This is a genomic window from Aquimarina hainanensis (assembly GCF_042684685.1).
Lineage (GTDB): Bacteria > Bacteroidota > Bacteroidia > Flavobacteriales > Flavobacteriaceae > Aquimarina > Aquimarina hainanensis.
Genome location: NZ_JBHULX010000022.1, coordinates 117856 through 144335 on the forward strand (window position 1 = coordinate 117856; position 26480 = coordinate 144335).

General features: G+C 34.6%; 23 protein-coding genes. 19 read left to right on the forward strand and 4 right to left on the reverse strand.

The features are described 5' to 3' along the window. Positions 1-5: 5 nt before the first annotated feature. From rpsK to ACFSTE_RS12725, 13 genes are all read left to right on the forward strand, one after another. The gene (gene rpsK, locus ACFSTE_RS12665; protein WP_176027226.1) at positions 6-389 is read left to right on the forward strand and encodes a 30S ribosomal protein S11; all 384 of its coding nucleotides are present in this window, start codon (positions 6-8) and stop codon (positions 387-389) included. A 115-nt stretch (positions 390-504) separates the two neighbouring features. Next, positions 505-1110 carry a 30S ribosomal protein S4 gene (rpsD, locus tag ACFSTE_RS12670; RefSeq protein WP_176027225.1) on the forward strand — a complete coding sequence of 202 codons (606 nt, stop codon included), beginning with the start codon at positions 505-507 and terminating at the stop codon, positions 1108-1110. A gap of 23 nt (positions 1111-1133) precedes the next feature. Then, positions 1134-2126: a DNA-directed RNA polymerase subunit alpha gene (locus ACFSTE_RS12675; protein WP_176027224.1), complete on the forward strand. Its 993-nt coding sequence runs from the start codon at positions 1134-1136 to the stop codon at positions 2124-2126. A 60-nt stretch (positions 2127-2186) separates the two neighbouring features. Continuing rightward, the gene (gene rplQ / locus ACFSTE_RS12680; RefSeq protein WP_176027223.1) at positions 2187-2660 is read left to right on the forward strand and encodes a 50S ribosomal protein L17; all 474 of its coding nucleotides are present in this window, start codon (positions 2187-2189) and stop codon (positions 2658-2660) included. Positions 2661-2791: 131 nt separating this feature from the next. Beyond that, the gene (gene carA, locus ACFSTE_RS12685; RefSeq protein WP_378253398.1) at positions 2792-3898 is read left to right on the forward strand and encodes a glutamine-hydrolyzing carbamoyl-phosphate synthase small subunit; all 1107 of its coding nucleotides are present in this window, start codon (positions 2792-2794) and stop codon (positions 3896-3898) included. A 193-nt stretch (positions 3899-4091) separates the two neighbouring features. Then, positions 4092-5405: a phosphopyruvate hydratase gene (gene eno / locus ACFSTE_RS12690; RefSeq protein WP_378253400.1), complete on the forward strand. Its 1314-nt coding sequence runs from the start codon at positions 4092-4094 to the stop codon at positions 5403-5405. 220 nt (positions 5406-5625) lie between these two features. After that, positions 5626-6912 (forward strand): citrate synthase, encoded by a 1287-nt coding sequence (locus tag ACFSTE_RS12695; protein ID WP_176027220.1) that lies wholly within the window; start codon positions 5626-5628, stop codon positions 6910-6912. Positions 6913-7067: 155 nt separating this feature from the next. Beyond that, a complete protein-coding gene (locus tag ACFSTE_RS12700; RefSeq protein ID WP_254884075.1) occupies positions 7068-8030 on the forward strand; it encodes an arginase in 963 nt (320 codons plus the stop codon). A 40-nt stretch (positions 8031-8070) separates the two neighbouring features. Then, the gene (gene ctlX / locus ACFSTE_RS12705; protein WP_378258873.1) at positions 8071-8976 is read left to right on the forward strand and encodes a citrulline utilization hydrolase CtlX; all 906 of its coding nucleotides are present in this window, start codon (positions 8071-8073) and stop codon (positions 8974-8976) included. Between the two features lie 13 nt (positions 8977-8989). After that, a complete protein-coding gene (locus ACFSTE_RS12710) occupies positions 8990-9406 on the forward strand; it encodes an RrF2 family transcriptional regulator (RefSeq protein WP_176027218.1) in 417 nt (138 codons plus the stop codon). 274 nt (positions 9407-9680) lie between these two features. After that, on the forward strand, positions 9681-11459 hold the full coding sequence (gene argS, locus ACFSTE_RS12715) for an arginine--tRNA ligase (RefSeq protein ID WP_378258875.1): 1779 nt from the start codon (positions 9681-9683) through the stop codon (positions 11457-11459). Between the two features lie 242 nt (positions 11460-11701). After that, the gene (gene ffh, locus ACFSTE_RS12720; RefSeq protein ID WP_176027217.1) at positions 11702-13030 is read left to right on the forward strand and encodes a signal recognition particle protein; all 1329 of its coding nucleotides are present in this window, start codon (positions 11702-11704) and stop codon (positions 13028-13030) included. Positions 13031-13070: 40 nt separating this feature from the next. Then, positions 13071-13964: a bifunctional 5,10-methylenetetrahydrofolate dehydrogenase/5,10-methenyltetrahydrofolate cyclohydrolase gene (locus ACFSTE_RS12725; protein WP_176027216.1), complete on the forward strand. Its 894-nt coding sequence runs from the start codon at positions 13071-13073 to the stop codon at positions 13962-13964. A gap of 387 nt (positions 13965-14351) precedes the next feature. On the opposite strand, the gene ACFSTE_RS12730 is transcribed toward ACFSTE_RS12725, so the two are convergent. The 3 genes from ACFSTE_RS12730 to rho form a co-directional block, all read right to left on the reverse strand. After that, complete coding sequence (locus ACFSTE_RS12730; RefSeq protein ID WP_176027215.1) at positions 14352-15509, reverse strand: SH3 domain-containing protein; 1158 nt, start codon at positions 15507-15509, stop codon at positions 14352-14354. 431 nt (positions 15510-15940) lie between these two features. Continuing rightward, positions 15941-16603 (reverse strand): peptide-methionine (S)-S-oxide reductase MsrA, encoded by a 663-nt coding sequence (msrA, locus tag ACFSTE_RS12735; RefSeq protein ID WP_378253404.1) that lies wholly within the window; start codon positions 16601-16603, stop codon positions 15941-15943. Positions 16604-16725: 122 nt separating this feature from the next. Beyond that, complete coding sequence (gene rho / locus ACFSTE_RS12740; protein ID WP_176027213.1) at positions 16726-18426, reverse strand: transcription termination factor Rho; 1701 nt, start codon at positions 18424-18426, stop codon at positions 16726-16728. 215 nt (positions 18427-18641) lie between these two features. Between rho and ACFSTE_RS12745 the strand changes: the two genes are divergently transcribed. Beyond that, complete coding sequence (locus ACFSTE_RS12745) at positions 18642-19052, forward strand: DUF4293 domain-containing protein (RefSeq protein WP_176027212.1); 411 nt, start codon at positions 18642-18644, stop codon at positions 19050-19052. A gap of 68 nt (positions 19053-19120) precedes the next feature. On the opposite strand, the gene ACFSTE_RS12750 is transcribed toward ACFSTE_RS12745, so the two are convergent. Then, positions 19121-19615, reverse strand: coding sequence for a metallophosphoesterase family protein (locus ACFSTE_RS12750; RefSeq protein WP_176027211.1), 495 nt, complete (start codon positions 19613-19615; stop codon positions 19121-19123). A gap of 116 nt (positions 19616-19731) precedes the next feature. Here ACFSTE_RS12750 and truA point away from each other — a divergent pair, with 116 nt between their 5' ends. From truA to ACFSTE_RS12775, 5 genes are all read left to right on the forward strand, one after another. Next, entirely contained in the window at positions 19732-20493 is a 762-nt protein-coding gene (gene truA / locus ACFSTE_RS12755; protein WP_176027210.1) for a tRNA pseudouridine(38-40) synthase TruA, read from the forward strand. Next, positions 20474-22237: an ABC transporter ATP-binding protein gene (locus tag ACFSTE_RS12760; RefSeq protein WP_378253408.1), complete on the forward strand. Its 1764-nt coding sequence runs from the start codon at positions 20474-20476 to the stop codon at positions 22235-22237. The genes truA and ACFSTE_RS12760 overlap by 20 nt, the downstream gene beginning before the upstream one ends. A gap of 114 nt (positions 22238-22351) precedes the next feature. Then, on the forward strand, positions 22352-24658 hold the full coding sequence (locus ACFSTE_RS12765) for a TonB-dependent receptor domain-containing protein (protein WP_378253410.1): 2307 nt from the start codon (positions 22352-22354) through the stop codon (positions 24656-24658). A 26-nt stretch (positions 24659-24684) separates the two neighbouring features. Then, positions 24685-25695: a sensor histidine kinase gene (locus ACFSTE_RS12770; protein ID WP_378253412.1), complete on the forward strand. Its 1011-nt coding sequence runs from the start codon at positions 24685-24687 to the stop codon at positions 25693-25695. A 73-nt stretch (positions 25696-25768) separates the two neighbouring features. Further along, positions 25769-26446 carry a LytR/AlgR family response regulator transcription factor gene (locus ACFSTE_RS12775; protein ID WP_176027206.1) on the forward strand — a complete coding sequence of 226 codons (678 nt, stop codon included), beginning with the start codon at positions 25769-25771 and terminating at the stop codon, positions 26444-26446. Positions 26447-26480: the final 34 nt, after the last annotated feature.

Genomic DNA, 26480 nt, shown 5'->3' on the forward strand with positions numbered 1-26480 from the left:
GTAGTATGGCAAAGTCAACTTCAAAAAAACGTAAAGTAATTGTTGAAGCTGTTGGAGAAGCACACGTTACTGCTTCTTTTAACAATATTATTATATCTTTAACAAACAAAAAAGGAGACGTGATTTCATGGTCTTCAGCTGGTAAAATGGGATTTAGAGGTTCTAAAAAGAACACTCCATATGCAGCACAATTAGCAGCTGAAGATGCTTCTAAAGTAGCAATCGAAGCTGGATTGAAAAAAGTTAAAGTATATGTAAAAGGACCTGGAAATGGTAGAGAATCTGCTATCCGTTCTTTACATAATGCAGGAATTGAAGTTACAGAAATAATCGATGTAACACCAATGCCGCATAATGGATGTCGTCCTCCAAAAAGAAGAAGAGTATAATTCTTTTGACTAGGACAATAACAATTAAGATAACGTAAATCAAAAAAGAGGAAAGCTGGTTATCGAAGGAAAGAGACCTTAATTCATAATCACCTCATTAATTAAATCAATAGTAATGGCAAGATATACTGGTCCAAAAACTAAAATCGCTCGAAAATTTGGTCAAGCGATATTCGGAGATGACAAATCTTTCGAAAAAAGAAATTATCCTCCAGGTCAGCACGGAAATAACAGACGAAGAGGAAAGAAAAGTGAATATGCAATCCAGTTAATGGAAAAGCAAAAAGCTAAATATACATACGGAATTTTAGAACGCCAGTTCCGTAACATGTTCGAAAAAGCAACCCGTTCTCAAGGAATTACAGGGGAGGTTTTACTTCAGCTTTGTGAATCCAGATTAGATAATGTAGTGTACAGAATGGGATTGTCTAACTCAAGAAGAGGAGCGAGGCAATTAGTATCGCACAGACACATCACTGTTAATGGAGAATTAGTAAATATTCCTTCATACAGACTAAAAGCAGGAGATGTAGTAGGAGTTAGAGAAAAATCAAAATCACTAGAAGTAATCCAGAATTCATTAGCAGCAAACAGTAGCGTATATGAGTGGATTACATTCAATAATGATACAAAAACAGGTACATTTGTAGCTGTTCCGTCTAGAATTCAGATTCCAGAAAACATAAACGAACAGTTTATAGTCGAATTATATTCTAAGTAATAACTCATAGAAGAAACAATAACATGGCAATATTAAATTTTCAGAAGCCCGATAAAGTTATCATGATAGACTCTACTGAGTTCGATGGTAAGTTTGAATTCAGACCATTAGAACCAGGGTACGGATTAACAGTTGGTAACGCTTTACGTAGAGTTTTGTTATCTTCTTTAGAGGGATTCGCTATTACTTCTTTAAAAATTGAAGGAGTAGATCATGAGTTTTCTACTATATCAGGAGTAGTAGAAGATGTTACTGAAATTATCCTTAATCTTAAACAAGTACGTTTTAAACGTCAAATCGAAGATGTGGATAATGAATCAGTGACAATCTCTGTATCAGGGCAAGAGCAATTAACTGCTGGAGATTTTCAAAAATTTATATCCGGATTTCAGGTGTTAAACCCAGATTTGGTAATCTGTAATATGGATAAAAAAGTAGCACTTAATCTCGAAATTTCTATTGAGAAAGGAAGAGGGTATGTTCCTGCTGAAGAGAATAAGAAGGCAAATGCACCAATAGGGACTATTTTTACAGATTCAATTTATACGCCTATAAAGAATGTAAAATATAGTATAGAAAACTATCGTGTAGAACAAAAAACGGATTACGAAAAACTTGTTTTTGAAATCGTAACAGACGGATCAATACATCCAAAAGAAGCGTTGACAGAAGCAGCAAAAATATTGATCCATCACTTTATGTTGTTCTCTGATGAGCGTATTACCTTAGAAGCTGATGAGATTGCACAAACAGAAACATATGATGAGGAATCATTGCATATGAGACAGCTATTAAAAACTAAGTTAATAGATATGGATCTTTCTGTGCGAGCTCTTAACTGTTTGAAAGCAGCAGAAGTTGATACTTTGGGTGACTTAGTATCGTATAATAAAAACGATTTAATGAAGTTCCGTAACTTCGGTAAGAAATCTTTGACAGAACTAGAAGAACTAGTAAATGTTAAAGGGCTTAACTTTGGTATGGATCTTTCAAAATATAAATTAGATAAAGACTAATCAGTCATATTTTGCTCCCCAAAGAGGGTTGTAGCAAGATGATGATTAAAATTAAATGTCATGAGACACGGAAAAAAATTCAATCACTTAGGAAGAAAAACTGCACACCGTAAGTCTATGCTTGCGAATATGGCATGTTCCCTAATTGAACATAAAAGAATCAACACTACAGTAGCAAAGGCAAAAGCATTAAAACAATTTGTAGAGCCTTTAGTAACAAAATCTAAAGAAGATACTACACATAACAGACGTATTGTTTTCTCTAGATTGCGTAACAAGTATGCGGTAACAGAATTGTTCCGTGAGGTAGCTGCTAAAGTAGGAGATCGACCTGGAGGATACACCAGAATTATTAAACTGGGAAATCGTTTAGGAGATAACGCTGATATGGCAATGATAGAACTTGTTGATTATAATGAGTTGTACAATGCTAATAAGCCAGCGAAGAAAAAATCTACTAGAAGAGGTAGAAGAAAAGCTAGTACTGCACCAGCAGCACCAGTAGCTGAAACTAATAGCTCTGAAGAAGAATAAATGAAAAGTGTGAAACACACATAATTATAAAGGATAGGCGTTTAACGTTTATCCTTTTTTTTTGAGTAAATAAATAATAAATAGGTTCATTTCCGCAGTAGTGGGGATTTTTTGAAAAAAGTAAATTTAGGATGAAATATCAATCTCGTAAAAAGGCAATTCTTTTATTAGCAGACGGAACAATTTTCTACGGAAAAGCAGTAGGAAAAGAAGGAAGCGCTTTTGGTGAAGTATGTTTTAATACTGGTATGACAGGATATCAGGAGATTTTTACCGACCCATCTTACTATGGGCAATTGATGGTGACAACTAATGCGCATATTGGTAATTATGGAACCAATGAAGAAGAAGTTGAGTCAGACTCTGTAAAAATAGCAGGATTAATCGTTAAGAACTTTAGCTATGAGTATTCTAGAGTATCAGCGGATTCGTCTTTACAGGAATTTCTTGAAGCAAATAATTTATTGGCTATTTCTGATGTGGATACAAGAGCATTGGTTAGTTATATCAGAGATAATGGAACAATGAATGCCGTTATTTCTACAGAAGTAGACGATGTAGATGCATTAAAAGAAAAATTAGCAGCAGTTCCGGATATGAACGGTTTGGAACTGGCGTCTAAAGTATCAACAAAAGAGCCTTATTTCTTTGGAGATCCTGAAGCACCTTATAAAGTATCAGCGTTAGATCTAGGAATTAAGAAGAATATACTTAGAAATCTTGCAAAAAGAGGAGCGTATATCAAAGTGTTTCCATATAATAGTACTTTCGAAGAATTAAGTGAATGGAAGCCTGATGGATATTTCTTATCTAATGGTCCTGGAGACCCTGAACCATTAGAAGAAGCAATTAATACAGCCAAAGAAATTATTAAAAGAGATTTGCCTTTGTTTGGAATATGTCTTGGACACCAGGTTATTGCATTAGCTAATGGGATTAGTACATATAAAATGCATAACGGGCATAGAGGAATCAATCACCCGGTGAAGAATTTGCTTACGGGTAAAGGAGAAATCACATCTCAGAATCACGGGTTTGCTATTAATAGAGAAGAAGCAGAGAAAAATGAAGAAATAGAGGTGACGCATTTGCATTTAAATGATGATACAGTAGCTGGAATCAGAATGAAAAATAAAAACTGTTTCTCAGTACAGTATCACCCGGAAGCAAGTCCAGGACCAAATGATTCTGTTTATTTATTTGATCAATTCATAGAAAATATAAAAAAGATAAAATAATAGGGGTATTTTTCCTTTATTTTCAATTTGTAAAGCCTAAAATGATAATGTGTTACCGATAACGTTGTAGTTGATAACTTTACAGTGTTTAAAGGGATTAATGCAGTAAATTAGATGACTGTTAAATACGGTCAGAATATACCGGTTTTGTATATTGCAAATAATTATAACTGTCAAAAAATAAAACGAAAACATGAGTGTAATTGTTAATATTCACGCTAGACAAATCTTAGATTCCCGTGGTAACCCTACGGTAGAGGTTGATGTTATTACAGAGAATGGCGTTTTAGGTAGAGCAGCTGTACCATCAGGAGCATCTACAGGAGAACATGAAGCTGTTGAGCTTAGAGATGGAGGAACAACCTATATGGGAAAAGGAGTTCTTAAAGCGGTGGAAAATGTAAATACAATAATTGCAGAAGAATTGCTAGGCTATTCTATTTTTGATCAAAACCTGATTGATCAGGCGATGATCGAATTGGATGGTACTCCTAATAAATCAAAATTAGGAGCAAATGCAATTTTAGGAGTTTCTTTGGCGGTAGCAAAAGCAGCGGCTAACGAATTGAATTTGCCATTATACAGATATATAGGAGGGGTTAGTGCAAATACCTTACCAGTTCCTATGATGAATATCATTAATGGGGGATCTCATAGCGACGCTCCGATAGCATTCCAGGAATTTATGGTCATGCCGGTAAAGGCTAAAAATTTTACACATGCCATGCAGATAGGAACTGAAATTTTTCACAACCTAAAGAAAGTATTACACGATAGAGGATTGAGTACTGCTGTTGGAGATGAAGGAGGGTTTGCTCCTACATTAGATGGTACGGAAGATGCGTTAGAATCTATTGCATTAGCTGTAGATAAGGCAGGATATAAATTAGGAGATGAAGTGATGATTGCTTTGGATTGTGCTTCTGCCGAGTTTTATGTTGATGGTAAATATGATTACACCAAGTTTGAAGGTGATAAAGGAAAGATTAGAACAAGTGAAGAGCAAGCTGATTATTTAGCAGAATTGGCGTCAAAATATCCGATCATTTCTATAGAAGATGGAATGGATGAAAATGACTGGCAAGGATGGAAATATCTTACAGAAAAAGTTGGAGATAGTGTACAGTTGGTAGGAGATGATTTGTTCGTGACTAATGTAGAAAGACTTTCTAAAGGAATAGAGAATGGGATTGCAAACTCTATTTTGATTAAAGTAAATCAGATTGGTACATTGACAGAAACAATAGCAGCTGTAAATATGGCGCATAATGCAGGGTATACTTCTGTAATGTCTCATCGTTCTGGAGAAACAGAAGATAATACAATTGCAGATCTGGCAGTAGCATTAAATACAGGACAGATTAAGACAGGTTCAGCTTCTAGAAGTGACCGAATGGCAAAGTACAATCAGTTATTACGTATAGAAGAAGAATTAGGAACTGTAGCATACTATCCACAAGATAAAGCTTTTAAAGTAAAGCAAAAAAGAGAAGAAGTTCTTTCGTAATTTGCTTTGTAATAATGAAATAGAAAAGAGGATGTGTAGGCATCCTCTTTTTTTGTTTTTGTAAGAAGAAGAATCCAGGAAATAATAAAAAAATAATAAAATTGATTTGTACTTAAAAAAAAGAGTTTTTTGCGCAAAAATCATGATCGTATTAAGTAAAAATTAAGACTATATTTTGTAAATTAGCAACACTTTTTAATAGAAAATTCTGAATAATCATATGTCAAAAAAAGCAACGTTAGAAATAGATGGTAATAGGTATGAATTCCCTATTATAGAAGGAACTGAGAACGAATTAGGAATCGATATAAAAGTACTTCGGGGAGCTACCGGAGGAGTTACCACTATTGATCCAGGATATAAAAATACTGGAAGTTGTGAAAGCGCGATTACTTTCTTAGATGGAGAGAAAGGTATTTTGAGATATAGAGGGTATTCTATAGAAGAATTAGCAGAAAAAGCAGACTTCTTAGAGGTAGCGTATCTTCTTATATTTGGAGAGTTGCCAACCAAAGAACAACTAGAGAAATTCGATAAAGATATCAAAGAAGAGTCTCATGTAGATGAAGATATGAAGAAGATACTGGATGGTTTCCCTAAAAGTGCGCACCCAATGGGAGTGCTTTCTTCTTTGACAAGTGCGCTGATAGCCTTCAATCCGGGATCTGTAGATGTAGATTCAGAAGAAGCAATGTATAACGCTATTGTTAAGATCATGGGGAAATTCCCTGTTTTGGCAGCATGGACTATGAGGAAGAGAAAAAGTCTTCCGTTAGATTATGGAGATAATTCATTAGGGTATGTAGAGAATTTATGCAAAATGATGTTCTCTAGACCTAATAAAGCATACGAAGCAAATAGCATAGTAAATGATGCACTGGACAAATTACTTATTTTACATGCTGATCATGAACAAAACTGTTCTACTTCCACTGTACGAATTGTAGGATCATCGCATGCAGGTTTGTTTGCTTCTTTATCAGCAGGAATCTCAGCTTTATGGGGTCCTTTGCATGGAGGGGCTAATCAGGCGGTAATCGAAATGTTGGAGGCAATCAAAGCAGATGGTGGAGATACGGCAAAGTATATCGCTAAAGCAAAAGATAAAGAAGATCCATTCCGATTGATGGGATTCGGACACAGAGTGTATAAAAACTTTGATCCAAGAGCAAAAATTATTAAAAAATCTGCAGAAGAAGTTTTAGGAGATTTAGGAATTGAAGATCCGGTATTAGATATAGCTAAAGGCTTGGCTTCAGTAGCGCTGGAAGATGAATACTTCGTGAAAAGAAAACTGTACCCTAATGTAGATTTCTACTCAGGAATTATATACAGAGCATTAGGAATTCCTACAGAAATGTTTACTGTGATGTTTGCATTGGGTAGATTACCAGGATGGATAGCACAATGGAGAGAAATGCGATTACGCAAAGAGCCAATCGGAAGACCGAGACAAATATATGTAGGAGAGAACTATAGAGAGTTTGTCGATCTGGAAAAAAGATAAGATTTTTAAAAATCATATAGAGAAAAGCCTTACCTATGTAATATAGAAGTAAGGCTTTTCTTTTTTTTATATGTTTTTGAAATTTGTGAAATTCGTATAAAGATTGTTTTAAATCTTGAGTATTTTTGAAAACTATTAATAATTGGTAGAAAATAATGAAAGAAATCAAGTTAATTAAAAATAGATCAGATATAGGAGCAGGTACAAGAGGGTCTGATTTAGGGATTGATGCAATTGAGATTGCCGCAATTAATAAAAACGATGATTATTTTAATCTGTATGCATACGAAAATGTAGAAACAGAAAATGAAACAATTTATAATAAGGTGAATAACTCATTCGCAAAGCGAATAGGAAGTGTTGTTAATGTATGTACGCGATTGAGTAATAGTGTGGAAAATAGTCTAAAAAATAATACATACCCTGTAGTATTATCAGGAGATCATTCATCTGCTTTAGGTACCATTAGTGGTATAAAAGCAGCTCATCCCGAAAAAACAATCGGAGTTGTATGGGTAGATGCGCATGCAGACGTTCATTCTCCTTACACCTCTCCTTCGGGAAACATTCATGGAATGCCATTAGCAGCTGCACTTGCAGATGATAACCTGGATTTCAAGATTAATGATGTGTCAGAAGAAACCGTTGGCTTGTGGGATAAAATGAAAAATATTGGAATCGAAGGGCAGAAGGTAAAACATGAGCATGTTGTGTATTTTGGCGTAAGAGATACAGAAGAACCGGAAGAGGGATTAATTGCAAAAAATGAAATTAAAAACTATTCTGTTGCAGAAATGCGATACCGGGGGTTTGAACAATGCGTGAAGGAAGCAATTGAGCGATTAGATGCCTGTGATGTCGTTTATGTGTCTTTTGATGTGGATAGTATGGATTGTGATTTGATATCCAAAGGAACTGGAACACCGGTTTCCAAGGGGTTTGATATAGAAGAAGCTATTTATATTATTCAGCAATTTATAGAAACGAAGAAAGTAGTTTGTTTTGAAGTAGTAGAAGTGAATCCTACGCTGGATAATAAAGGAAACAGAATGGCAGAAGCAGCCTTTGATGTGTTGAAAGCTGCAACAGCAACCATTACCGAAAAAATGTTGAGTTAAGATAAAGACGTTGGAAAAGCAAGTAACTAATACTATTGTGATGATCCGCCCTGTTCAATTCAGGATGAATGAGCAAACGGCGGTTAATAATTATTATCAGGAAGACGGTGGCATATTGGCAGCAACTGCTAATAGCAAAGCACAGCAAGAATTTGATGCTTTTGTTGAAGCATTAAAGAAAGTTGGAGTTCATGTGATTGTTGTGAATGATGATCCCGCTCATGATACACCAGATGCTGTATTCCCTAATAACTGGGTCTCATTTCATGAGAATGGAGATATTGGCTTATACCCGATGTTTGCTGAGAATAGACGAAAAGAAAGACGTCAAGAGGTGTTGGAAGCCGTCGAAGATGCTGGTTTTGAAATCAAGAATGTGATTGATTATACGTTGGCAGAAGAAGAAAATATCTTTTTAGAAGGAACCGGAAGTCTGATTTTAGACAGAAAACACAGAAAGGCGTATTGTGCATTATCTCCTAGAGCAGATGAAGAATTGTTTATTGAATTCTGTGAAGATTTTGAATATACTCCAGTTATTTTTACAGCATATCAGACTGTAGCAGGAGAAAGGCTGCCTATTTATCATACGAATGTGATGATGGGAGTTGGAGAAACATTGGCAATTGTCTGTTTGGACAGTATCGATGATAAAAAAGAACGAAAGAATGTTTTGAAACATTTGAAAGAAGACGGAAAAGAAGTTATCGCAATTACGGAAGCGCAGGTACATCAATTTGCAGGAAATATGCTTCAAGTGGTTGGAGAAGAGGATAAAAGGTATTTGGTGATGTCCTCTTCTGCATATAATAGTCTGACAAAAGAACAGATTTTTAAAATAGAAAAGCATTGCTTAATTTTACATAGTGACCTAACTACTATAGAAACATTAGGAGGGGGAAGTGCAAGGTGCATGATGGCAGAAGTTTTTCTGCCAAAGAAGTAATTGAATTGATTGTATGCTTTCTAAAAAAACAAAATATGGCTTAAAGGCATTGACCTATATAGCCAGAAAGAAGTCTGATAAACCAGTCTTGATCTCTGAGATAGCCAAAAATGAAAATATATCTCAAAAATTTTTAGAGAGTATCCTGTTGACACTGCGTAAAAATGGAATTTTAGGTTCTAAAAAAGGTAAGGGTGGAGGATATTATTTGCTAAAAAAAGCAGAAGATATCACAATGGCTTCCATTATTAGAGTGTTGGAAGGTCCCATAGCGATGTTGCCCTGTGTAAGTCTTAATTTTTATGAAAAATGCGATGATTGTCCGGATGAAGATGCCTGTACAGTTCATGGACTTATGATCGAAGTTAGAGATAATACTCTTCGGGTGTTAGAAAATAAAGTTCTTTCTGATTTTGTAGATCAGGAATAATGTAATAATATAACTAAGCAAAAAGCGATATGTAAATCAACATATCGCTTTTTTTATGGAGTTCTGTTATGAAGTATGGAAATGATGAGCAAAGGTTAAAAGTACGTCGGAAATCTATTATCTTTGCAGCTTCATTATAAGGCAAGATTGATTTTGTGGAAATCGCAGTATTCTATGCGGATGAAAAGGGAACTTTTGTATGAGTTTAGAAAGAAAAGATGCCATAAATCGGTTGCCAAAAGATAAAATCTTTAATGTCAGAAAGGCTTATAAAATGACTTTACAACAAACGATTTCAAAACATGTACAAGCAGCAGTGCTAGAGCTCTATAAAGCTACTTTAGAGACTGTTGAATTTCAAGCAACCCGAAAAGAATTTGAAGGAGATATTACAGTAGTAGTATTTCCAATGTTAAGGGTTGTAAAAGGTAATCCTGTTCAGATAGGAGAAGCTATAGGAGAGTATCTTGTTCGCACGGTGGAAGAAATCAGTGCTTTTAATGTTGTAAAAGGATTTTTGAACCTGGTAGTGTCAGATGCATATTATCTCAGCCTTATTGCTGATATAGAAAAAGAAACCAATTATGGATATGTAGAACCGACTCCTGGAGATAAGGCGGTTATGGTGGAATATTCCTCCCCGAATACAAATAAGCCATTGCACTTAGGGCATATACGAAATAACTTATTAGGGTATAGTGTTGCTGAGATTATTAAGGCGAGTGGTAAAAAAGTGTATAAAACTCAAATCATTAATGATAGAGGAATCCATATTTGCAAATCGATGATCGCCTGGAAGCAATTTGCTAATGGGGAAACCCCAGAAACTTCGGGATTAAAAGGGGATAAATTGGTAGGAAACTACTATGTGAAATTTGATCAGGAGTATAAAAAACAAATAGCTGAATTGGTCGAATCAGGAAAAACAGAAGAAGAGGCTAAAAAAGAGGCTCCTATTTTCCTGGAAGCGCAGGAAATGCTTAGAAAGTGGGAGGCAGGAGATGAAGAAGTAGTTGCTTTGTGGAAAACAATGAATCAATGGGTTTATGATGGATTTGAAACAACATACACGGCGTTAGGGGTTGATTTTGATAGCTATTATTATGAGAGTAATACCTATTTGTTAGGAAAAGATAATATAGAAGAAGGGCTCTCTAAAGGCGTGTTTTTTAAGAAAGAAGATGGGTCTGTATGGTGTGATTTGACAGATGAAGGCTTGGATGAAAAATTGGTGCTAAGAAGCGATGGAACAGCTGTGTATATGACGCAGGATATAGGAACGGCGATCCAAAGGGTAAAAGATAATACCGATGTTGGAGGAATGATTTACACGGTAGGGAATGAGCAAGATTATCATTTCAAAGTGTTGTTTTTAATTCTTAGAAAGCTAGGGTATGATTGGGCTTCAAACTTACATCACCTAAGCTATGGAATGGTTGATCTGCCTAGTGGGAAGATGAAAAGTAGAGAAGGGACTGTGGTAGATGCCGATGATTTGATAAAAGAAATGGCAACCACTGCCGGAGAAATATCAAAAGAGCTAGGGAAATTAGATGGTTATAGTGAAGAAGAGAAAAGAGAAGTGTACAATACTATAGGTCTTGGCGCATTAAAGTATTATATCTTAAAAGTAGATCCGAGAAAGCGAATTCTTTTTAATCCCGAAGAGTCTGTAGACTTCCAGGGGAATACAGGACCTTTTATACAATATACATATGCCAGAATACAAGCAATTCTTAGGAAAGCAGATTTTGATTGGAAAGGATCAGAAACAGCAGTGATTCTTCATTCAAAAGAGAGAGAGGTTATCAAGCAATTGGAGCAATTTCCAGAAGTAATTCAGAATGCTGCTAAGGAAATGAGTCCGGCATTGGTGGCGAATTATGCATATGATTTGGTAAAAAGTTATAACTCATTTTTTCAGAATGTGTCCATTTTTGGGGCGACCACTGAAGAAGAGAAAAAATTTAGAGTAAAACTCTCAAATTTAGTAGGAGAAACGATTAAGTCTTCTTTTGCTTTGCTGGGAATTAATGTTCCTTCCAGGATGTAAGACTCAGCATCGTAATGCTAATAAAAAAAAAGTCACTTGTGTTTTATACAGGTGGCTTTTTTGTTTTTGAGAAAAATAGCTTGATAAATTCTAGAAAACAGAAATAAAATACCTGGTTTTTTATAGAAGTTTAAAAAACAAGATAATAATGAAACCCTCTTTATAAATACACTTCAAATCCTTAAATTTGCATTTTTCTACTCTGCTGCTAATAGTAGAGATCCAAAACATTAAGAAAGCATATGTTTGATAATTTAAGTGATAAGTTAGATAAGGCGTTACATATTCTTAAAGGCCACGGTCAGATTACAGAAATTAACGTAGCAGAAACATTAAAAGAAGTTCGTAGAGCATTAGTTGATGCGGATGTTAACTATAAAATAGCAAAAGATTTTACTTCTAAAGTAAAAGAAAAAGCCTTGGGGCAAGATGTATTAAAAAGCCTGAAGCCCGGGCAATTAATGGTGAAACTAGTCAAAGATGAGCTGACAGCTTTGATGGGAGGTGACGCTGCAGGAGTTAATTTATCAGGGAAGCCATCTGTAATTTTGATGTCCGGATTGCAAGGATCAGGAAAAACGACTTTTTCAGGAAAACTTGCTAATTATCTTAAAACGAAGAAAACAAAGAAGGTTTTATTAGTAGCATGTGATATTTACCGACCAGCGGCAATTGATCAGTTACATGTAGTAGGAGAACAGATAGATGTAGAGGTATTTAGTGATAGAGGGAATACGGATGCTGTTGCTATTGCAAAAGCAGGGGTAGCTCACGCTGAAGAGAATGGATTTAATGTAGTGATTATTGATACGGCAGGGCGATTAGCGATTGATGAAGAAATGATGACAGAGATCGCTAATATCCATAAAGCAATCACACCACATGAGACTTTGTTTGTAGTGGATTCTATGACAGGACAAGATGCAGTGAATACAGCAAAAGCTTTCAACGATGTTCTTAATTTTGATGGAGTAATCCTTACAAAACTAGATGGGGATACCCGGGGAGGAGCGGCTATTTCTATTAAATCGGTCGTTAACAAGCCTATTAAATTTATAGGTACAGGAGAAAAGATGGAAGCTATTGATGTGTTCTATCCTTCTCGTATGGCAGATCGTATTCTAGGAATGGGAGATGTTGTGTCTCTTGTAGAAAGAGCACAGGAGCAATTTGATGAAGAGGAAGCTAGAAAACTTCAGAAAAAGATTGCTAAAAATCAATTCGGGTTTGATGACTTTCTTAAACAAATCCAACAGGTAAAAAAGATGGGGAATATGAAGGATCTGATTGGAATGATCCCTGGAGCAGGAAAAATGATGAAGAATGTGGATATTGATGATGATGCTTTTAAGCATATTGAAGCAATTATTCATTCTATGACACCGGGAGAGCGAGCAAAACCTCAAATAATAAATGCAAGTAGAAAGAAAAGAATAGGAAAAGGTTCTGGAACATCAATACAGCAGGTAAATCAATTGTTGAAACAATTTGACCAGATGAGTAAGATGATGAAAATGATGCAAGGAGGCGGAGGCAAACGTATGATGCAGATGATGAATAAAATGAAATAATAAGATTCAACACATAATTTTTTTAGAATAAAGTAGGTTTATGGAAATCCTGGATGGAAAAAAAGTCAGTAATGACATCAAAGACGAAATTGCAGCTGAAGTAAAGAAAATAAAAAAAAGAGGAGAAAAAGTACCTCATTTAGCAGCTGTTATAGTTGGTAATGACGGGGCAAGTCTTACATATGTCGGGAGTAAAGTGCGGGCATGTGAGCGTGTGGGGTTTGAATCTACTTTGGTGAAAATGCCTAGTACAACTAGTGAAATAGAATTGCTGTCTAAGATTGCCGAATTGAATGAAGATGATAATATTGATGGATTTATTGTTCAATTGCCATTACCACCGCAGATTAATACTCAAAAAGTACTTTTAGCTATAGATCCTGATAAAGATGTGGATGGTTTTCACCCAACGAATTTTGGTAAAATGGCATTGGATATGTCTAGTTTTATTCCAGCAACTCCTTTTGGGATATTAGAGCTTTTAGAGCGTTATGAAGTTGATACAAAAGGAAAACATACTGTAGTGATAGGGAGAAGTCATATTGTAGGGCGTCCTATGAGTATTTTGATGGGGAGAAGAGGGTGGCCAGGAAACTCCACAGTGACTTTAACGCATAGTCATACCAAAAACATTACTCAGATTATATCTCAGGCAGATATTGTTATTTCGGCCTTAGGAGTGCCTAATTTCTTAAAAGCGGAAATGGTGAAAGATGATGCAGTAGTAATTGATGTTGGAATTACAAGAGTGCCTGATGAATCTACAGAAAAAGGATATAGAATTGTGGGAGATGTTGATTATGAAAATGTGAGTAAGAAAGTATCTCATATTACACCTGTACCAGGAGGAGTAGGACCAATGACTATTGCGATGCTGTTAAAAAATACATTATTGGCTAGGGAGAGACATGAGGCAAATGGTAAAAAGAAATAAATTGTAGTCTATAAAGTAGATAGTTCTTTACAGGATAGTTAACGATATTAAAACCTCTGATATGAATATTATATCAGAGGTTTTTTAATACGAAATATTTGTTTAGAGTGTATAGAGTAGTGCTGATTTTGTGTGTATAAGAGTATTTTGAATAAAAAATATCTCTCTTTGATAAGAGGAACTTTCTGAAAACTTTATTGTTTTGTAGAAAAGCTAAACATTGTTTGGGTTTGGTATTATTAGGTGAAAGAAGAGAATGTTTTATAGGAAAGGTTGTTCGTGAATAGAGGAAGGGGGAAGAAAATTGTGTTAAATAAAAAGAGCACTGCAAAGCAGTGCTCTTTTTATTATGTTATGAAATCTATGTTTTTTATTGAGAGGAGACTCTTAAAAGTCGTTAAAACTATCAGGAGTAATGTTGTCATCTCCTTTACCATCTCCATATCCTAGAGTTCCATTAGATAATAGATCTAAAGATAGTGTGTAAGAAGGAACATTGATCCCTTTGTCAGTTTTAATAGGGTTAAAGTTTAAGATGTCTTCACCTTTTTCATAAAGAGCATTTTGAGTAAATTGTCCATATGGCTTTCCTCCTTTAACCGTTTCCATCCACTCTTTACCATAAGCAATTTTTACATAGTACTCTCCTTCAGGGATGTTTCTTATGTACTGAGTAGAACTGTTTTTGATATATGTAACACGGATACATTTGTCATCTTTTTCAGTTTTACCCATTTTGTATAACTTGATAACTACATCTGTGTTTTTACCTACATTTATTTTTAGATAGTTATCTAATTTGTAGTTAAAAGAAGGTTTGAATTTCTCAAATGATTTAGGAGTTGCTCCAGATTTATATGTTTTCTTCTTCCATCCTACAAACTTATTTTCTTTGCTTACTGCTATAGGGGCAGATGTAGCTCTGTTTCTGTTAGATCCGTAAGAAGGAGTAGTAGACTCAATAGGAGTAGAAGCTACATCGCTATTAAGTGCTCTTTGATTTGCTTTTTCAACAGCTCTTCTTGTTTCTTCAGCTTCTGCTCTGGCTCTTTCGGCAGCAGTCATTTTATTTCTTTTTGCAGCTTCAGCATCAGCGATAGCTAAGGCAGCATTTGCTTCTGCAGCTCTTTTTAAGCGCTCAGCATCTGCAATAGCTCTTCTGGCAGCTTCTTCAGCAGCCTTTTTTGCAGCTTCTGCATCTGCAATTGCTTTTGCTACAGCAGCTTGAGCAGCTCTCTTTTTAGCTTCAGCTTCCTTGGCAGCTCTTTCTGCTTCTGCAATACGGCTGTCTTCTGTAAGTAATTTCGTTAAGACAAATCCGTTAATATTTTTGTGTTGTACAGTACTCCAGTCTCCATATTCAGAGCTGATTACATATACTTGTGTTCCTTGAGGAACTTCTGCAATTATGTTATAGTTACGACCAGGTCCACTATGAACTTGTAATTTTGCTGCAGACATTAGATATCGTTCAGACATCTGTGCATTAGTTACGGTAGGAAAAGTTATCACCGCGAGTAAGATAAATGTAAAAAATGATTTCATAACTTCTGTATTTACGGGTTTCAAAAATTCAATAAAATACTTAGTAGATTGGGCTTTTCTGAGTATTTATTTTCTATCTATTCTTAATTTTAGTTCTAAATTTTAATTTTTAACACTTATAACCGTCAAAATATAACTTGTTGATTATAAGGTGTTTGTGATAAATAATTCAAGTAAAACTTTAACTTTTTAAGTCAAAGTTCTGAAAAGAAATCTATTAACACACTAACAAATGTATCAAATAAATATTAAAAAGCCAAAGAAGTTGCACTTTATTTTAGTTAAAACTTATTTTTTGTAAGCCTATTTTTGTGTTTTTTGACGATGTTTTGTTGTATTACATCGGATTTTTAACAGAAAATATTGCAAGGTTGTCGGTTCTGTTTCATGTTTTTGAACTTTTTGCAAAACGTAAAATTTCAGCTTTTTTTTTAATGTCTTTTCTTTACTAAATCAGGAAATTTATTTTGTAATTTCTTTAATCTTGGGACAGAAACATTCAGTATATATCTATTGTAAGGATGTTTTTTTTCGTAATCTTGGTGATAGTCTTCAGCGATCCAAAATTTTTGAAAAGGAAGGATTTCTGCAGCTATTTTACGATTTATTTTTTTTGATAATGCTGTTTTCTTTTGGTCTATAATATCTTTTTGTTCTTTGTTTTGGTAAAAAATAATTGATCTGTATTGAGAGCCGTGATCGGGACCTTGTCCGTTTACTTGTGTTGGGTTTTGTGTGGCAAAATAAATATCAATTAATTTTTCAAAAGAAATGATTTTAGGGTTGTATATGACTTCGACAGCTTCGGCGTGCCCCGTACGTCCTGTGTTGCTTGATTCGTAAGTAGGGTTTTTTGTGTGCCCTCCAGAGTAGCCCGAAATGGCTTCTTTAACGCCTTTAGTGTTTTCATAGATTGCTTCTACACACCAGAAACAACCACTTGCGAAATAGGCTCTTTTAAAGCCGTCTTTACTGATAACTTCTTTTGGTTGAATTTCTTTTTGGGGAGCTGGAGGAGTTTTGTCTTGGCTGTTTCCTTTGCAGCTTACTATTAATATAGTATATACATATATAAGGTATAACTGAAATTTCATGATATGTTTTTTTAGAGTTTGTTAATCTTAGTCTTGTTTGTTGCTGAAAACTTTCTTTTAAAGAAATAAAAAAAGCGATCACCGAAAAGATGATCGCTTTAAAATATTGTTATTTAGACTTTTTAACCATTCATTGATATGAGGAATTCGTCATTATTTCTGGTTTGTTTGAAACGATCGTTAATGAACTCCATAGCTTCTACAGGGTTCATGTCTGCTAAGTACTTTCTCATGATCCACATTCTTTGAATAGTGGTGTCGTCAAGTAGAATATCATCTCTTCTTGTGCTACTAGAGATAAGATCAATAGCAGGGAATATTCTTCTGTTAGCAATACGTCTATCTAATTGAAGTTCCATGTTACCGGTACCTTTGAATTCTTCAAAGATAACTTCGTCCATTTTAGATCCTGTTTCTGTTAGTGCTGTGGCAATAATCGAAAGAGATCCTCCTCCTTCTATATTACGAGCGGCACCAAAGAACCTTTTTGGTTTGTGTAGAGCATTGGCGTCAACCCCACCACTTAATATTTTACCACTTGGTGGTTGTACGGTGTTGTATGCTCTGGCTAATCGTGTGATAGAGTCTAATAGGATAACCACATCATGACCACACTCTACTAATCGTTTTGCTTTTTCTAATACAATGTTTGCTACTTTTACGTGTTCAATAGCTTCTTTGTCAAATGTAGAGGCAATCACTTCTCCTTTTACATTTCGCTGCATATCTGTAACCTCTTCTGGTCTTTCATCTATCAGAAGAATCATTTGGTATACTTCTGGGTGATTTGCAGCAATTGCATTGGCTACGTCTTTAAGAAGCATTGTTTTACCAGTTTTTGGTTGAGATACAATCATTCCTCTTTGACCTTTTCCAATAGGAGCAAAAAGATCCATGATTCTGGTGGAAATTGTGCTTTGTTTTTCTGCAATATTAAATTTTTCCTGAGGAAAAAGAGGAGTTAGATGCTCGAAAGAAACACGGTCTCTTACTACCTGAGGATCTAGTCCGTTTATTTTGTTTACTTTAATTAAAGGAAAGTATTTTTCACCTTCTTTGGGAGGGCGTACTTGTCCTAATACAGTGTCTCCTGTTTTTAGACCGAAAAGTCGAATCTGAGATTGTGATACGTAGATGTCATCAGGAGAAGAAAGGTAATTGTAATCACTTGATCTTAAAAAACCATATCCATCTTGCATGATGTCTAAAACACCTTCACTGGTTATGATTGCATCAAATTCGAAATCAGGTTCTTTGTATCTGTTCCTGTTATCGTGATTTCCGTTTTCTTTCTTGTTGTTGTGGTTGTTATTCCTGTTCTTATTTTGCTGCTTATCGCCATTATTGTTATTATTTTTTGGGCGATTGTTGTCTTTTTTCTCCTCTTTATTGTGAGAGGGTGTATTTTTTTTCTCCTCTTTATTTGTTGGAGTTCTTTTGGTTTCCTTGGAAGAAGTAGGTTTTTTATTGTCCTTTTTAACAGGAGCTTTTTCTTCTTTGTTTTGAACAGGGGCTGTTTCTGTGTTTTTTTGAGAAACAGGTTTGTTGGTTTTATTGACAGCTGTGTCCTCGGTCTTTTTTGTTCGTGTTCTTCTTGGTCTAGCAGGTTTTTCAGTAGGCTTAGCTTCTGCTTTAGAAGAGGATTCTTCTTTTTTAGGAAGGGTAGCAGATTTTATTTTTTCTGGGTTTGCTGCTTGATGGTCAAGTATTTGATAAACTAAGTCTAGTTTTTTCAATGTGCGAAATTTGGGGACATTGAGGTTTTTTGCAATTTCCTGCAAATCAGGAAGCTTTTTTGCTTTTAATTCAGAAATTTCTAACATTATAAACTTATAAAAATAGTTACGCTTTTTTTTTGGTAATGAATTTTAAACTTTCTAAAGAAGAATTTACGGGAAAATTTTATTTAGAAGATAAATGACCTTGTTCTAAGGTGTTACGATTTGTGGTGCAATTATACGACTTTATTTTTAATAATTTAAACATATTTATAAAAAGAAACTCTTATTTTTGCATTTTACGTAATTACATTATATTAATGATTCAAAGAGTTCAAAGTGTTTATTTACTGTTTGTTGCGATTTTGTCAGCAGGGGTGAGTAATTTTTTATCATATGGATTTGGAGTAGAAGGACAAGAGTTACATGTGATTCAAAGCCCTTTCCTTCTCGGAATTTATAGTGTAATAGCGTTGATAGCGGTAATTGCTATCTTTATGTTTAAAAATAGAAAGCTTCAATTTGTTTTGGGGCGTATCAATATCTTATTAAACTTTATTTTACTAGGACTATTCGTTTATTGGTCTCTAAATGTATCTGGAGAAACTGTAGTTTCTGAGAAAGGTATTGGGATGCTTATTCCTATCATTTCTATCGTTTTATTAGTGATAGCGAATAAAGCTATCAAAAAGGATGAGCATCTTGTAAAATCTGTAGATCGATTACGATGAACCTAAAATCTTAGTAGTATTAGTGCGTTAAAAAACTCGAAGTATGCCAACTTCGAGTTTTTTTTATATTATTTTTTTCCAAGTTCAATAACTTCTAGGTTTTCAATTTTGCCTTTATCTAATGTGAAGCGTAGCATTGTTCTCATTTTATGAAATCCGTGTTTACCGGCTGCTCCTGGATTCATGTGTAAGGTTCCTATTTTATTGTCAGGAATTACTTTTAATATGTGGGAATGACCACATATAAATAAGTGAGGAGGGTTTTGGCGAATTTTATCCCGTGTCATCTTGTTGTATTTAGGAGGATATCCTCCAATATGAGTAATCCATACAGATACGCCTTCACAGTTGAAATGCTGATCTAAAGGAAATGTTCGTCTGATTGTATCGTCATCTATATTTCCATATACAGCTCTGAGGGGAGTAATAGCTTCTATTGCGTCAGTAACCTTGAGGTCGCCAATGTCTCCGGCATGCCATACTTCATCAGCCTCTTTTGCATAATGGAGAATTCGATCGTCTATATAACTATGTGTGTCACTTAAGAGTAATATTTTTTTCACAGCGGTTTGATATGAATATATGTTATTTCTGTTTGAGAAGCTGATTGAAAAAAATCTTTGACTCAATTAGAAAAAGTATATTTGTGCTTGTTTTATCGCAAAAATACTATAATGCTTTGAGATATTTTATAGAGTTATCTTATAAAGGGACAAATTATCATGGATGGCAACGTCAGCCCAATGCCATATCGGTACAGGAAGTTTTAGAGACAGCACTTTCTACTTTACTCAGAACTCATATAGAGATTGTAGGAGCAGGTAGAACGGATGCAGGAGTTCATGCCCGAAAAATAATGGCACACTTTGATGTAATAACTTCAATAGATGAAGAGTTACTTACCTATAAGTTGAATTCGTTGTTGCCTGTTGATATTGCGATACATAGTGTGGATAGAGTTACTGATGATGCGCATGCGAGATTTGATGCTCTGAGCAGGTCTTATGAGTATTTTGTAAATGTAAGGAAAGACCCTTTTGGAACAGGTACAAGTTATTATGTGAAAAAGGAACTGGATTTAGATAAGATGAACAGGGCTGCCAAAATGTTGTTAAACTATACCAACTTTAAATGTTTTAGTAAGTCTAAAACAGATGTAAAAACGTATAATTGTACTATAACAAATGCAGAATGGAAGACGAAAGGAGATCGTATGGTTTTTATGATTAGTGCGAATCGGTTTCTGAGGAATATGGTTAGAGCAATTGTGGGAACACTGATTGAAATAGGTGAAGGGAAACTGGAACTATGTGATTTGGAAGTTATAATTGAAAGTGAAAACAGAAGTAATGCGGGTTATTCTGTACCGGCTCAGGGATTGTTTCTTACTGAAGTTAAGTATCCTCAAAATATTTATTTGAATGGCGAAAAAAACGGGTAAAGCGTTTGATATTAAATTGTTTAGAAGGCTGATTGGTTACACAGACCCATATAAAATTACATTTTATTTTGTAGGGGTAGCAGCGATATTACTTTCTGTATTTGCGGTTTTGAGACCTAATTTTCTGCAAAAGGCAATTGATATGGCGATCATCCCTAAGGATAGGGAGTTACTTGTTTATTATATAACGATCATCTTGGGAGTTTTACTGCTAGAGGTGTTATTTCAGTTGTTATTTATCTATTTTGCTAACTGGTTAGGACAAGTGGTAGTGAGAGATATCCGGGTACGACTGTTCGATCATATGTTGCGTTTTAAGAAACAATATTATGATACCTCTTCAGTAGGTAGGCTGGTTACAAGAGCAGTTAGTGATATAGAAACAATTGCCAGTATCTTTAGTGAAGGACTTTTTGTAATTATTAGTGACCTTCTGAAGATGTTGGTGATTATTGGTTTTATGCTTTCCAAAAGTTGGAAGCTTACTTTATTGGTTTTTGTAGTATTGCCATTGGTCTTGTATGCTACTCGGGTTTTTCAGAAAAAGATGAAGGCTGCTTTCGAAGAAGTAAGAACACAGGTTTCTAATCTCAATTCTTTTGTGCAGGAGCGAATTTCAGGAATGAAGATCGTACAACTTTTTGTGAGAGAAAAGACGGAGTATAGAAGATTTAAAGAGATTAATGATAAACATAAAAAAGCATGGATTAAAACCGTTTGGTATAACTCTATCTTTTTTCCTATTGCAGAAATGGCAAGTTCAATTACTATAGGATTAATTGTATGGTTCGGAGGGTTAAAAGCAGCCTATGGAGAAGAATTGACGCTTGGAGTAGTCGTGGCATTTATAGAACTCTCTCAAATGCTTTTCAGACCATTAAGGCAAATAGCTGATAAGTTTAATACCTTACAGATGGGAATGGTGGCAGCGGAAAGAGTGTTCGGGGTATTAGATACAAATGCAGTGATAGAGGATTCAGGAACAGGAGTATTGAAAACGGTAAAAGGCGATATTGAATTTTCTAATGTTCGGTTTAGCTATGTAGCGAATGAAGAAGTACTAAAAGGAATTTCATTTGATGTTAAGGCAGGTGAAACTGTAGCGATTGTAGGAGCAACAGGTGCCGGTAAATCAACCATTATCAATTTGTTGAATAGATTCTATGAAATAGATAGCGGGGTTATTTCTATCGATCAGGTTGATATAAAAACACTGGAACTAAAGAAAATAAGAAAATACATAGGTGTTGTACTTCAGGATGTGTTTCTGTTTGCAGATACGGTGATGAATAATATAACACTAGATAATCCAGATATAACAAAAGAACAAGTCTATAAGGCAGCTAAAGAAATAGGTATTCATGCGTTTATAGAAAGCCTTCCCGGAGGATATGATTATAATGTCAAAGAAAGAGGAGCAATGCTTTCTTCCGGACAACGACAATTAATTTCATTTTTGAGAGCTTATGTAGCGAATCCATCTATTCTCATATTAGATGAGGCGACCTCTTCTGTGGACTCCTATAGTGAGCAGTTAATACAAGAAGCAACAGATAAAATAACTAAAGGAAGAACTTCTATTGTAATTGCACATCGACTAGCTACAATAAAAAATGCAGATACAATCATCGTTATGGATCAGGGTGAAATCGTAGAACAAGGAAATCATTCAGAGTTACTGCGTTTGGAGAAGGGATACTACCGAAACCTATACGAAGTTCAATTTGCGACATCAGAACTTTAGTGTAATAAGTGTAAAAAAGCGTTCACAGACAATATTGTTACTTTCACAGATATAATTAATCATAGCTGTATGTATGGCATATTTTCGTGTCAAAAACGTAAAGGATTATAAGTTATGATACGGTTATTATTGTTGATTATGTCGATTTTGTGGAGTCAATTTGTTTGTTCTCAAAGTATTTCTGGTGTTGTTAAGGATAGTGAAACACAGGCTCCAATTCCTTATGCTACTGTTGTGTTAAAAAAAGAAACAGGAGCGTTCTTAAAAGGAGGAATTACTGATGACGATGGAAATTATTTTTTAGAAATTAAAGCGGGAAGATATATGCTCGAAATAGAATTTATGGGCTATCAAAAATTTTCTTTGAATGTAGAGGTAAAAGGAGCATTAAAGAAAGATATTACCCTGTTAGCAGAAGTATCGTCCTTAGATGAAGTGGTGGTAGTAGGAGAAAAAACAACAGTGACGCAACTGATAGATAAAAAAGTTATCAATGTAGGGAAAGATATATTGGCAGCAGGAGGTAGTGCCTCTCAGGTTTTGGAACAATTATCGGATATCAGTACAGATCAGAATGGTAATATTTCATTAAGAGGGAGTCAGAATGTAAATGTGCTAGTTAATGGGAAACCTTCTCCGTTGAGTGTTAATGAATTGTTACGGCAGATACCTGCTAATGAAATAAATAAAGTAGAGGTGATTACTTCTCCATCGGCTAAATATAGAGCAAATGGGCTAACAGGAATTATCAATATCATTACGAATAAGAAAGTTCAAAAAGGAGTAAATTTCAATGCTGATATCGGAGGAAATACACTAGGCGGTTATAATGCGGGAGTGTCATTAGGGTATGGAAAGGAAAAAGTGAATTATAAAGTAGGAGGTTCATACAGAAAATTGCTTTTTGAAGGTGATGGACTGCGGGAGAGAATAGGAGAAAATCCTTTTGAACAAAAAAATCATTTTGATTTTAATGGAGATGTTTTCCGGTTTAATACAGGACTTGATTGGTTTCCGAATAAAAATAATGAGTTTTCTTTAGGGGTAGATTTTACAGATAATTCTCATGATATCAATACTAATTTTATAGAAGAAAGAGGAGAAGAAGTTACGTCTCAACGAACTCTGAATCCTCATATTCATAAAACATTGAATTACGGATTCAATTATAGACATTTCTTTAATAATCAAGAACATTTTTTCGAAATTGATGCAAAACTTTCTGATAATAAAAATGACTTGAGGAATACGATTGTCCCAGAAGGAATAATTGCAGATAATCAGATAATAAATAATGTGTTCATATCGAATGTTTCCGGAGATTATAATGTACCGATTAACGATGAATTAAAGTTGGAGGCAGGATACTTGTGGGAGTTTCAGCGACTGGATAGTAAAAGTGATGAAGAGAATGAATTAGGAGTATTAGAAAATGTAAATCAATTAATAAACGATCAGGAAACACATGCAGCTTATGTAATTTTAACAACGAAATTGTATAATGTTGATATTCAGGGAGGTTTGCGGGCAGAAGATTATAAGAATACTGGAGATTTTGTATTGCAAAACACCCGAATAAAAAACAATTTTTTTAATGTATTTCCTTCTCTTCATCTGAGTTATACATATAATGATTACCACACGATTGCTTTTGGGTATAACAAGAGAACATCCAGACCGGGTCTAAGACAATTAAACCCACTTACAACCCAGGGGAATCAGTATGCAGTTTTTGTAGGGAACCCTGATTTGGAACCTGAATTTTCTGATAATATGGAATTGTCATATCAGTTTAAAAAAGGGATTATAGAAGTCTATCCATCAGTGTATTTTAGACTAAAGAAAAACTTCATACAGACCATTCGTTTTCTAAACGAAGAGGGAGTGACTGTTACAACTGTGGATAATATTGGAAAAACTGAAGGGTATGGAGGGAGTCTAAGCATGAGACTTAATCCAACCAAATGGCTGGATAATGATTTGAGCTTTAATTATAATAGAGAAGAGAGCCGCAATGATGCAACGGTAGCAGAAGAATTCTTTAATGATTATAGAGAGAATTATAATATTACATTTAGAAATCAGATAAAGTTGTCAAAAAAACTTAGGGCAAATGCTACGTGGAATTATCAAGGAGAGAGTAAAGGGTTCTATTCGACGTCCAGACAGGTGAATTATGTAAGTGCAGGGGTGAGGTATAAGATGTTAGATGGGCGAATGAATCTGAATGTTACCTTAGATGATGTATTTAATCAACGTCGTTATAGGAACAGAAGTTTTGGCTCGGGGTTTTATGAAAATTCTAATTATAAACCCTTATCCAGAATAGTGTCATTTTCTTGTACCTATAATTTCAGAAGTGGTGATATAAAAAAGAGAAATAAAAAACAAAAGCAGTATGAAAGTGGGGTAATGGATTAAAGATGTAAATTTATGACATGGATTTTATGAAGTACAAAAATATCAGGGAATTAGAGATTATATTTCATATAGCATTCTGGGTGATTTATTTTTTCTATCCAGTGATGGAGAAAGGTTGGGAGGATCACTATCATTTTGATGTAGAAAAAGAAGGAATTGAGCTTTTATTTATTAGTTCGAGTGTGTACCTGGCTTATTTTATATTTAAAAAAGTTTCTAATAGGACTTTTGTTATTCTTGTGTGGGTGATTTTAATGTTGCTAATGGTGTATGTTAGTTGTTATTGGAGTGTTATCTCATGTATGTATTGTAGTATTAGGATTTGCTTTTTTAGCAGACTGGCAGAATACCTGTTTGTAAATATATTCTTTTTAGCATTTTGGGGATTTAAGAAAAATATTATGAATCAAAGAGCTTTAGAGAAAAGCGAAAGAAATCGGATCAATGCGGAACTTAATGGCTTAAAAGCACAGGTGAATCCTCACTTTCTTTTCAATACATTGAATATGTTGTATTCTAACGCCTTACTAAAAGATGAAGGGTTGCCGGATAAAATCTTGAAGTTGTCAGACAATCTACATTATATGTTGCATGAAGGAGGTAAGAACAGAGTGGAATTAAGTAAAGAGATTACTTTTATAGAAGACTATATCTCTTTGCAAAAAGCAAGACTAGCAGATAAAATAGAAATTAATTTTAAGAGTACTACGGATGATCTTTCACAAAAGATCCCTCCATTACTTCTCATTCCGTTTATAGAGAATGCATTTAAATATTCAAGTGTAGCAAAAGGTAAAAAAATTCCGTTGATCATAGATATTAAACTTAAAGAAAAGAAATTGCATCTCTATGTAGAAAATCAATATGATTCAAAATATTCTGATAATCAGGAGACGATCTGGAAAAGCAGTGGTATTGGGCTGACTAATACAAAAAAACGATTAACCTTATTATATCCTGAAGCTCATGAATTGATAATAGCAACAGAGAATAATATTTTTAAGGTAACGCTAACTGTAGATTTAATGGATAAGTAATAAGATTAAGATTGTATAAAAAGCAGTTTTTTTGACGTATTTGAGATACGTATTGCTATAACAGTGTGAACATATGAAATGTATTATAATAGAAGATGAATTGCCAGCACAGCAGTTGCTTACTAATTTTATAGAGAGGACTTCGTATGTAGAATGTATCGGGGTGTACGAATCAGCAACAGATCTTCCGTTGTCAGTAATGAAGGAAGCTGATTTTTTATTTTTAGATATGCAGTTGCCAGAAATCAATGGACTTGACTTTCTAAAAAGTCTGGACGAAAAACCCAGAGTGATTATTACGACAGCATATCGGGATTATGCCATAGATGCTTTTGAAGAAGCGGTAGAAGATTATTTGCTAAAACCTTTTTCGTATAGTCGTTTTCTAAAAGCAGTGCACAGAATACAAAAAGCAATTGCGCCAGAAGAACGATCTCAGGAAAACCCGGAGATTTTTGTGTATGCAGATAAAACATTTCATAAAATACGAAAAACAGATATCGATTATATAAAGGCCGAAGTAGATTATGTATCTATTGTGGGAGATGGAATAAAGATATTGATTCAGGATAGTATGAATAACTGGGAAGAAAAGTTAAAGCCTGATGGTTTTGTCCGGGTACATCGATCTTATATTGTGAATTTTAACAAAATAGAAAAAGTGGAAGGAAATAGAATCTTAATTAAAGATCATGCGATATCTATCGGAAAAACCTATATCTCTGAATTTTTCAAACGGATCAAAGAATAAACCCCAGTTTATTGAAGATTAAAAGAAAATAAAA